Origin of the sequence: Janibacter hoylei PVAS-1 (genome assembly GCF_004025845.1) — a bacterium.
Taxonomy (GTDB): domain Bacteria; phylum Actinomycetota; class Actinomycetes; order Actinomycetales; family Dermatophilaceae; genus Janibacter; species Janibacter hoylei.
Genome location: NZ_PIPF01000004.1, coordinates 78,071 through 87,636 on the forward strand (window position 1 = coordinate 78,071; position 9,566 = coordinate 87,636).

At 70.7% G+C, this 9,566-nt stretch carries 8 protein-coding genes; 6 read left to right on the forward strand and 2 right to left on the reverse strand.

The annotated features are described in order from the left end of the window. The first annotated feature begins 106 nt into the window (after positions 1–106). Positions 107–2,122 carry a protein meaA gene (locus CWN80_RS05120; RefSeq protein WP_238148081.1) on the forward strand — a complete coding sequence of 672 codons (2,016 nt, stop codon included), beginning with the start codon at positions 107–109 and terminating at the stop codon, positions 2,120–2,122. A 23-nt stretch (positions 2,123–2,145) separates the two neighbouring features. Further along, positions 2,146–2,460 (forward strand): hypothetical protein, encoded by a 315-nt coding sequence (locus CWN80_RS05125; RefSeq protein WP_128276983.1) that lies wholly within the window; start codon positions 2,146–2,148, stop codon positions 2,458–2,460. Positions 2,461–2,585: 125 nt separating this feature from the next. On the opposite strand, the gene nucS is transcribed toward CWN80_RS05125, so the two are convergent. Next, a complete protein-coding gene (nucS, locus tag CWN80_RS05130) occupies positions 2,586–3,281 on the reverse strand; it encodes an endonuclease NucS (RefSeq protein ID WP_007929967.1) in 696 nt (231 codons plus the stop codon). Positions 3,282–3,374: 93 nt separating this feature from the next. Here nucS and CWN80_RS05135 point away from each other — a divergent pair, with 93 nt between their 5' ends. After that, positions 3,375–4,583: a 3-hydroxyacyl-CoA dehydrogenase family protein gene (locus tag CWN80_RS05135; RefSeq protein ID WP_007929969.1), complete on the forward strand. Its 1,209-nt coding sequence runs from the start codon at positions 3,375–3,377 to the stop codon at positions 4,581–4,583. Positions 4,584–4,644: 61 nt separating this feature from the next. Here CWN80_RS05135 and CWN80_RS05140 read toward each other — a convergent pair whose 3' ends face one another. After that, complete coding sequence (locus tag CWN80_RS05140) at positions 4,645–5,199, reverse strand: DUF421 domain-containing protein (protein WP_007929971.1); 555 nt, start codon at positions 5,197–5,199, stop codon at positions 4,645–4,647. A gap of 75 nt (positions 5,200–5,274) precedes the next feature. On the opposite strand from CWN80_RS05140, the gene CWN80_RS05145 reads away from it, so the two are divergent. The 3 genes from CWN80_RS05145 to CWN80_RS05155 are packed head-to-tail and all read left to right on the forward strand — an operon-like array spanning position 5,275 to position 9,348. Then, positions 5,275–5,559, forward strand: coding sequence for a hypothetical protein (locus CWN80_RS05145; RefSeq protein ID WP_007929973.1), 285 nt, complete (start codon positions 5,275–5,277; stop codon positions 5,557–5,559). Between the two features lie 52 nt (positions 5,560–5,611). Continuing rightward, entirely contained in the window at positions 5,612–7,345 is a 1,734-nt protein-coding gene (locus tag CWN80_RS05150) for an ABC transporter ATP-binding protein (protein WP_040881825.1), read from the forward strand. Next, positions 7,342–9,348 carry an ABC transporter ATP-binding protein gene (locus CWN80_RS05155; RefSeq protein WP_040881827.1) on the forward strand — a complete coding sequence of 669 codons (2,007 nt, stop codon included), beginning with the start codon at positions 7,342–7,344 and terminating at the stop codon, positions 9,346–9,348. The genes CWN80_RS05150 and CWN80_RS05155 overlap by 4 nt, the downstream gene beginning before the upstream one ends. The last annotated feature ends 218 nt before the right edge of the window (positions 9,349–9,566 follow it).

Here is a 9,566-nt window from a genome sequence, read left to right on the forward strand (position 1 = left end):
ACGCCCGGTCGCCGCGCACGGGTACCTTGCCCTCATGGCCGACAGCACCGATGCCCCCACTCCTGCCGCCGAGGCCGCCCGCCCCGAGCGTGACCGCCCGTGGGTGATGCGCACCTACGCCGGGCACTCCAGCGCCGCAGCGTCCAACGAGCTCTACCGGCGCAACCTCGCCAAGGGGCAGACCGGTCTGTCCGTCGCCTTCGACCTGCCGACGCAGACGGGCTACGACCCCGACCACGTGCTCAGCCGTGGCGAGGTCGGCAAGGTCGGCGTGCCGATCAGCCACATCGGTGACATGCGGCGCCTCTTCGACCAGATCCCCCTCGGCGAGATGAACACGTCGATGACGATCAACGCCGTCGCGATGTACATGCTCGCGCTCTACCAGGTCGCCGCCGAGGAGCAGGCCGAGGCTGCCGGGCAGGACCGCGCCGAGGTGCGCGCCCGCCTGGCCGGCACGACGCAGAACGACATCATCAAGGAGTACCTGAGCCGCGGGACCTACGTCTTCCCGCCCGGGCCCTCGATGCGCCTCATCACCGACATGGTGACGTACACCGTCGGCGAGATCCCCAAGTGGAACCCGATCAACATCTGCAGCTACCACCTGCAGGAGGCCGGGGCGACTCCCGTCCAGGAGATCGCCTACTCGATGTCCACCGCGCTCGCCGTGCTCGACGCCGTCAAGGAGTCCGGCCGGGTGCCCGAGGAGGACTTCGGCAAGGTCGTCGCGCGCATCTCCTTCTTCGTCAACGCTGGCGTGCGCTTCGTCGAGGAGATGTGCAAGATGCGCGCCTTCGTCGAGCTGTGGGACGAGATCTGCCGGGAGCGCTACGGCGTCACCGACCCCAAGCAGCGCCGCTTCCGCTACGGCGTCCAGGTCAACAGCCTCGGACTGACCGAGGCCCAGCCGGAAAACAACGTCCAGCGGATCGTCCTCGAGATGCTCGCGGTCACGCTGAGCAAGGACGCGCGCGCCCGCGCCGTCCAGCTGCCCGCGTGGAACGAGGCGCTCGGCCTGCCCCGCCCGTGGGACCAGCAGTGGTCGCTGCGCCTGCAGCAGGTCCTCGCCTTCGAGTCCGACCTGCTCGAGTACGACGACCTCTTCGCCGGCTCGACGGTCGTGGAGAAGAAGGTCGCCGAGCTCGTCGAGGGGGCCAAGGCCGAGATCCAGCGCATCCAGGACATGGGCGGTGCCGTGCCGGCCGTCGAGTCCGGGTACATGAAGAACGCCCTCGTCGCGAGCCACGCCCTGCGCCGCCAGCGCATCGAGGCCGGCGAGGACATCGTCGTGGGTGTCAACAAGTTCGAGACCACCGAGCCAAACCCGCTGACGGCCGACCTCGACACCGCGATCCAGACCGTCGACGCCGACGTCGAGGCCAAGGCGATCGAGGCGGTCCGCGCGTGGCGCGCCGAGCGCGACGCCGACCCGGCCGGGGCGCAGGCCGCCCAGGAGGCCGTCGCCCGACTCCAGGAGGTCGCCGCGACGAGCGACAACCTCTTCGAGGCCTCGCTCGCGTGCGCCCGGGCGGGTGTCACCGTCGGGGAGTGGGCGCAGGCCCTGCGCGAGGTCTTCGGCGAGTTCCGCGCCCCCACCGGCGTCTCCGGCTCGGTCGGCGTCGCCGACGGCGGCTCGGCCGACCTCGTCGCCGTCCGCGACCGCGTGCGGGCCACGGGGGAGGAGCTCGGCGAAAAGCTGCGCGTCCTCGTCGGCAAGCCCGGCCTCGACGGGCACTCCAACGGCGCCGAGCAGATCGCGGTGCGCGCCCGTGATGCGGGCTTCGAGGTCATCTACCAGGGCATCCGACTCACGCCGGAGCAGATCGTCTCCGCGGCCGTCGCGGAGGACGTCGACCTCGTCGGCGTCTCGATCCTCTCCGGGTCGCACATGGAGCTCGTCCCGGACGTGCTCGACGGCCTCAAGGCCCAGGGCGCCGGTGACATCCCCGTCATCGTCGGCGGCATCATCCCGGAGTCGGACGCGGCGAAGCTGCGCGAGCTCGGTGTCGCGGCCGTCTTCACGCCCAAGGACTTCGGGCTCAACGAGATCATGGGCCGCTTCCTCGACATCATCCGCGACAACCGCGGCCTGCCGGCGCTCGAGACGGCCGAGGCCTGATCCGTCAGGGCTAGCCTGCGGGTATGGCCCTGCACTGCCCGGCGACGTTGCTCGTCGCCGCCCCACCGCGCGATGTGGGGGCGGCGACGGCGCTCATCGACGCGCTCGCGGGTGACCGGGTGCTGGCCGTCGCCTGCGCCCCGGGTGATGTGGCGGGGGAGCAGCTCGCGCAGCTGCTCGACGTGCCGCTCGAGACCGAGCCGGGGCTGCTCGAGGGGCCGCCGACCTCGCCGGTGCTCGGCGAGATCGCCGACCTGCACCGGGGCGAGACCGTGCTCGTCCTCGCGCCGGGCACCGCGGCGGGGGAGACCCCCTTCGCCCGCCTCGAGGTGAGCTGACCCGACCTGCCCACCCCACCTGCGCATTTCCCTAGGGAAATGCGCAAGGGAGTGGTCATTTCCCTAGGGAAATGCGGGTAGGAGTGCGCATTTCCCTAGGGAAATGCGGGCGGGGGCGGTGGGCGTCAGAAGAGGCGGTGGGCGCTGTTGTCGATGCCCTTGAGCTCGTCGTAGTCGAGCGTCACGCAGCGGATGCCGCGGTCCTCGGCGAGGGTGCGGGCCTGGGGCTTGATGACCTGCGCCGCGAAGACCCCGGTGACCGGGCGCAGGGCGGGGTCGCGGTTCATCAGCTCGAGGTAGCGGGTCAGCTGCTCGACGCCGTCGATCTCGCCGCGGCGCTTGATCTCGACGGCGACGGAGACCCCCTTCGCGTCCTTGGCGAGGATGTCCACCGGACCGATGGCGGTCATGTACTCGCGGCGCACGAGGGCGTAGCCCTCACCGAGGGTCTCGATGTGCTCCGCCAGCAGCTTTTGCAGGTGAGCCTCGACACCGTCCTTGACCAGACCGGGGTCGACACCGAGGTCGTGGGCCGAGTCGTGGTGCACCTCGTGCAGCTTGACCCGCAAGCGGTCCTCCGTCTTGGCGTGCTGCACCACCCAGACCGCCTCGACTCCCTCCGTGGCCTCCGTCTCGTCCGGCTCGACCTCGGCCATGGAGCACGGGGGAGCCATCCAGTTCAAGGGCTTGTAGGAGCCGCCGTCGCTGTGGACGAGGACCGAACCATCGGCCTTGACCATGAGCAGACGGGTCGCCAGGGGCAGGTGGGCATTGAGTCGCCCCTCGTAGTCGACACTGCAGGTCGCAATCACCACTCGCACCCCGCAGACCCTACGCGTCCGACGACATGCCTGTGCGGACCATCACGCCGCCGCCCCCTACCGACCGGTCAGACGGACTGCGATAGTGCCGACATGTCTGACTCCCGCGCCCTTGCTGACGCCCTGGTCTTCCCGTACCTGAACCACGCCGCCTCGATGTTCGACGAGCAGTACGCCTCCCGCGAGGACATCGACAACGGCATGCGCTTCGGATGCGGCCTGCCCAAGGGACCGCTCACGGTCATCGACGAGCTCGGCCTCGAGACCGTCCGCGACGCGCTCGCCGCGCGCTTCGCCGAGACCAACGACCCCCGCCACCAGCCCAACCCGGCCATCGAGCGCCTCATCTCCGAGGGCCGCACCGGCAAGGCCGCGGGCCAGGGCTTCTACAGCTACGCCGGGGACGAGGTCGTCGCCGACGAGCTGACCCCCGCCGCGAACGGCCAGGGTGCCGCCCGCCCGATCAAGACCGTGGGCGTCGTCGGCTCCGGCACGATGGCCAGCGGCATCGTCGAGGTCTTCGCGGCCAACGGCTTCCCCGTCACCTACGTCGCCCGCACGCAGGACAAGGTCGACGCCGTGCAGGCCAAGATCGCCAAGAACCTCTCCCGCCAGGTCGACAAGGGCCGCCTCGAGCAGGGCGACGCCGACGCGATCCTCGGCCGCCTCACCGGCGCCACCGAGCGCGAGGCGCTCGGCGACGTCGACATCGTCGTCGAGGCCATCGCCGAGGAGATCGGCATCAAGAACCAGCTCTTCGCCGACCTCGACCGCATCTGCAAGCCCGGTGCGATCCTCGCCACGACGACCTCCTCGCTGTCCATCGCCGACCTCGCCGCGCAGACCAAGCGCCCGCAGGACGTCGTCGGGATGCACTTCTTCAACCCGGCCCCGATCATGAAGCTGGTCGAGGTCATCAACCACCCGACGACCGGCCAGGACGTGCTCGACACCGTCCAGGACCTGTGCCGCAGCACCCGCAAGGTCGCCGTCAGCTGCGCCGACCGCTCCGGCTTCATCGTCAACGCGCTGCTCTTCCCCTACCTCAACGACGCCATCAAGGCGCACGAGGAGGGTGCCGAGCTCGACGTCATCGACGGCGCCATCACCGAGCACTACGGCTACCCGATGGGCCCCTTCGCGCTGCTCGACGTCGTCGGCAACGACGTCGCGCTCGCGATCGAGGAGGAGTTGCTCGCGGAGTTCCAGCACGAGTCCCTCACGCCGGCCCCGCTCCTGCGTGAGGTCGTCGCCGCGGGCAAGCTCGGCCGCAAGACGGGCGAGGGCTTCCGCACCTACTGATCCCGCCCACCTGCCACGGCCCCGGACCCTCCCTTCGGTCCGGGGCCGTGGCACGTCGAGGTCACGGTGACGAGGGGGCCAGCAGCTCCGGAGGGACCAGCGAGGCACCCACGACCCCGCTGAGGAGCAGCGGGTCGACGGGCTCACCGCGCCGCAGCACGCTGATCGCCCCCGACGGCTCGAAGGTCACCGCGACGACCTCCTCGTGATGGCGCACCCCGGCGAGCCGCAGCCGCGACTGGAGCTCGCCCGGGAGGACGTGGCAGCGGCGCATGTGCGCCTCGATGACGTGCGGGCCGGCCATGAGCAGGACCGGAGGGTTGACGATCGTGCGCTGGATCCACCCGCGATGCCGTAGCACCCCGAGGAGTCCCTGCATCGACACGAGCGTCGTCAGGGCGACGAGCCCGCTGCCGAGCACCGGGAAGTCGCCGAGGGAGGCCCGCCCGATGATCGAGCCGAAGGCGATGACCGCGACGAGGTCGAAGCTCGACATGCCCGAGAGGACCCGCTGACCCAGAACTCGCACGAGCAGGAGCATCGCGAGGTACATGCCGGCCGTGCCCACGGCCACGGAGACCGCCTCCGTCGGGGTGATCCAGAGCAGGTCGCGCACAGGTCCTCGATTCGTCGGTCGGCGTCGAGCCGGACCGACTGGCCCGGCGGGCGGGGCGTGGGACAGCATGGTCCCATGCCCCGCAGCAACCGTCGTCGCCGTGACGAGCACCGCCCGCTCGCGCTCGGGCGCGCGCCGCAGACGCGGGAGACGTGGATGGGGCGCACGTGGATCGTGCGGCGGCTGAGCGGGCAGACCTCCGAGCGCACGTACTCCTGCCCCGGGTGCACGCACGAGATCCGACCGGGCACGCCGCACGTCGTCGTCTGGCCCGACGACGGGCTCGGGGGAGTGGACGACCGACGGCACTGGCACTCTCGCTGCTGGCAGTCGCGCGACCAGGGGCGCTACGGGCGCTGACCCTGGCCCCGTAGGTGCTGGTGCACTACCTGCACGGTGCAACAATCAGCGGGTGCTCCTACGCCTCGTGCGCCGCCACATGGGCGGCACCGGCGGCCGGGTCCTCCTGCTCCTCGTCCTGCAGCTGGCTGCGACCCTCGCCTCCCTCTACCTGCCCAGCCTCAACGGCGAGATCATCGACAACGGCGTCTCGACGGGCGACACCGACTACATCCTCCGCCACGGCGGGCTGATGCTCGGCGTCTCGGTCCTGCAGATCGTCACGACGATCGCGGCGACCTGGGTGGGCGCCGGCCTGTCCGCGTCGATGGCCGCCCGGTTGCGGGCCGCGGTCTTCGCCAAGGTCGGGAGCTTCAGCGCGCAGGAGGTCGCCCGGTTCGGCGCCCCGACGCTCATCTCGCGCACGACCAATGATGTCACCCAGGTGCAGACCGTCACCAACATGGCGCTGACGATGATGGTGACCGCCCCGATGATGATGGTCGGCGGCCTCATCATGGCGCTGCGCGAGGACGTCGGCCTCAGCTGGCTCGTCGCCGTGGCCGTGCCCCTGCTCGCCGTGTCGGTCGGCCTGGTCATCCACGCGATGATCCCCAACTTCCGGCGCATGCAGACCAGCGTCGACACGGTCAACCGGATCCTGCGCGAGCAGATCACCGGCGTGCGCGTGGTGCGTGCCTTCGTGCGCGAAGGGAGCGAGCGCGAGCGTTTCGAGGTGGCCAACACCGACTACACCGCGTCGGCGGTGGCCGTGGGCCGGCTGATGTCGCTCGCCTTCCCGATCGTCATGGTCATCCTCAACCTCTCGACCGTGGCGGTCCTGTGGGTCGGTGCGCACCGGATCGAGGACGGGCAGATGCAGATCGGGGCGCTCACGGCCTTCATGACCTATCTCATGCAGATCCTCATGTCGGTGATGATGGCGACCTTCATGTCGATGATGCTGCCGCGCGCCGCGGTCTCAGCCGGGCGCATCGACGAGGTGCTGACGACCGAGTCGAGCGTCGTCCACGCACGCGACCCGCAGCCGATGGTCGAGGACCGCCCCACGGTCGTCCTCGAAGCCGTCGAGTTCAGCTACCCCGGAGCCGACTCGCCCGTGCTGTGCGACGTCGACCTGCGGGCCGAGCCGGGCCGCACCACCGCGATCATCGGCTCGACGGGCGCGGGCAAGACGACCCTGCTCGACCTCGTGGCGCGGCTGCACGACGTGACCGGCGGCAGGGTGCTCGTCGGGGGCGTCGACGTCCGCGAGCTCGACCCCGAGCAGCTGTGGGCGAGCATGGCGCTCGTGCCGCAGAAGGCCTTCCTCTTCAGCGGGACCATCGCCTCCAACCTCCGCCAGGCCAAGCCCGAAGCGACCGATGACGAGCTGTGGGAGGCACTGCGCGTGGCCCAGGCCGAGGACTTCGTCCGGGCCCTCGACCTCGGGCTCGACGCCCCGGTCGCCCAAGGCGGGAGCAACCTCTCGGGCGGGCAGCGCCAACGGCTGTCCATCGCCCGCGCGATCGTGCGCCGGCCGGCGATCTACCTGCTCGACGACTCCTTCTCCGCGCTCGACCTGACGACCGATGCGAGGCTGCGCGCCGCCCTTCGTCCGGTCGTCGCCGACAGCGTCGTCCTCGTCGTCGCGCAGCGAGTCTCGTCGATCATCGACGCCGACCACATCGTCGTCCTCGACGACGGGAGGGTCGTCGGCGACGGCACCCACGACCAGCTGCTCGAAACCTGCCCGACCTACGTCGAGATCGTCGAGTCCCAGGCGTCGCGGGAGGAGGCCGCATGAGCGCGAGCGAAGTTCCCACCGCGGAGGAAAAGGCCGCGCAGGCACGAAGGGGGCCGGGCGCCGCCGCCCGTCGCGGACCCATGCAGATGGGCACTCCGGGGGAGAAGTCGCAGGACTTCCTCCCTTCGGCGGGGCGCCTGCTCGGGCGACTGCGACCGGAGCGCGGCCGCGTGCTCACCGCCATCGCGCTCGCGGTGGTCTCCGTCGGGCTGAGCGCCGTCGGGCCGCTCATCGTGGCCCGAGCCACCGACCTGATCTTCGCCGGGTGGGTCGGCTCCGAGCTACCCGCCGGCGTGCCCCTCGAGACGATCGTCGAGCAGGTGCGTGCGGGTGGGGACAGCGACCGCGCCGACATGCTCGCCGCGATGCCGCACCTCGTCCCCGGGCAGGGCATGGACTTCGCCGCCATCGGCCGGGTGCTGCTGCTCGCGGTCGGCCTCTACGCCGTCGCCGCCGTGCTGTCGTGGCTGCAGGGGCGGGTCATCGTGCACGCGGTCAACCGGGTCGTCTTCGACCTGCGTGCCGAGGTCGAGGCGAAGCTCCACCGGCTGCCGCTGCCCTACTTCGACCGGCAGCCGCGAGGAGAGCTGCTCAGCCGGGTCACCAACGACATCGACAACGTCGCGCAGTCGCTGCAGCAGACGCTCAGCCAGCTGCTGACGAGCCTGATCACCGTCGTCGCGATGGTCTCGATGATGGTGTGGATCTCGCCGCTGCTCAGCCTCATCGCGCTGGTGACGATCCCGATCTCCATCGTCCTCACCGGGGCGATCGGCAAGCGCAGCCAGCGCCACTTCATCCAGCAGTGGACGTCCACCGGTGAGGTCAGCGCCGTCATCGAGGAGACCTACACGGGCCACGCGCTCGTCAAGGTCTTCGGGCGGCAGGCGGAGGTCGACGCGGCCTTCGCCGAGCGCAACGAGGAGCTGCGGGCCGCGGGCTTCGACGCGCAGTTCGTCAGCGGCATCATCATGCCCGCGATGATGTTCGTCGGGAACCTCAACTACGTCGTCATCGCCGTCGTCGGTGGCCTGCGGGTCGCCTCCGGGACGATGACGCTCGGCGACGTCACCGCCTTCATCCAGTACTCGCGGCAGTTCACCCAGCCCCTGACCCAGGTCGCGTCGATGGCCAACCTCATGCAGTCCGGCGTCGCCTCTGCCGAGCGGGTCTTCGAGGTGCTCGACGCGCCGGAGCAGAGCGAGGACCCCGCGGTGCCCGCAGCGCGCGGCGACGGGCACGGGCGGGTCGAGTTCGAGGACGTGTCCTTCCGCTACGACTCCGCGAAGCCGCTCATCGAGGGGCTCAACCTCGTCGTCGAGCCGGGACAGACGGTCGCGATCGTCGGGCCGACCGGCGCCGGGAAGACGACGCTCGTCAACCTCATCATGCGCTTCTACGAGCTCGACTCCGGGCGGATCACCATCGACGGTGTCGACATCACGGCCATGTCCCGCGCCGAGCTGCGCTCGCGCACCGGCATGGTCCTGCAGGACACGTGGCTCTTCAGCGGCACCATCGGCGACAACATCGCCTACGGGCGGCCGGGGGCGACGCGCGAGCAGGTGCGGGCCGCTGCGGAGGCGACCTACGTCGACCGCTTCGTCCACTCGCTGCCCGACGGGTACGACACCCACCTCGACGACGAAGGGGGCAACATCTCCGCCGGCGAGAAGCAGCTGGTGACCATCGCCCGGGCCTTCCTCGCCGACCCGAGCCTGCTCATCCTCGACGAGGCGACGAGCTCGGTCGACACCCGCACCGAGCGGCTCGTGCAACAGGCCATGGCCGCCCTGCGCGGGGACCGGACGAGCTTCGTCATCGCCCACCGGCTCTCGACGATCCGCGACGCGGATCTCATCGTCGTCATGGAGCAGGGCCGCATCGTCGAGCAGGGCACGCACGAGACGCTCCTGGCGGCCGAGGGCGCCTACGCGCGGCTCTACCGCAGCCAGTTCGCCGCAGCCGTCACGGAGCTGGACATCTCGGTCAGCCTCGCCTGAGGAGCGCCGCGCAGCCCGAGGCAGGGGGCCGCTCCCGGCGAGGAGGGTCGGCGCGCTGCCGACGTCCTTCGTCGTCGGGTCGTCCCGTTGTCCTTCTCGACGTCGGCTTGACGCTGCGCCGACCCTCCTCGCCGTCCGCTCCCTTCGCTCGACCACAGGAGCGCCCCACGGCATGACGAAGGGGGCCGCACCGGTGATGGCGGATTCATGGGGTGCTC

Coding starts and splice junctions, on each gene's coding strand:
- CWN80_RS05120 (WP_238148081.1), top strand. CDS start 107: ATGCGCACCTACGCCGGGCACTCCAGCGCCGCAGCGTCCAACGAGCTC.
- CWN80_RS05125 (WP_128276983.1), top strand. CDS start 2,146: ATGGCCCTGCACTGCCCGGCGACGTTGCTCGTCGCCGCCCCACCGCGC.
- CWN80_RS05135 (WP_007929969.1), top strand. CDS start 3,375: ATGTCTGACTCCCGCGCCCTTGCTGACGCCCTGGTCTTCCCGTACCTG.
- CWN80_RS05145 (WP_007929973.1), top strand. CDS start 5,275: ATGCCCCGCAGCAACCGTCGTCGCCGTGACGAGCACCGCCCGCTCGCG.
- CWN80_RS05155 (WP_040881827.1), top strand. CDS start 7,342: ATGAGCGCGAGCGAAGTTCCCACCGCGGAGGAAAAGGCCGCGCAGGCA.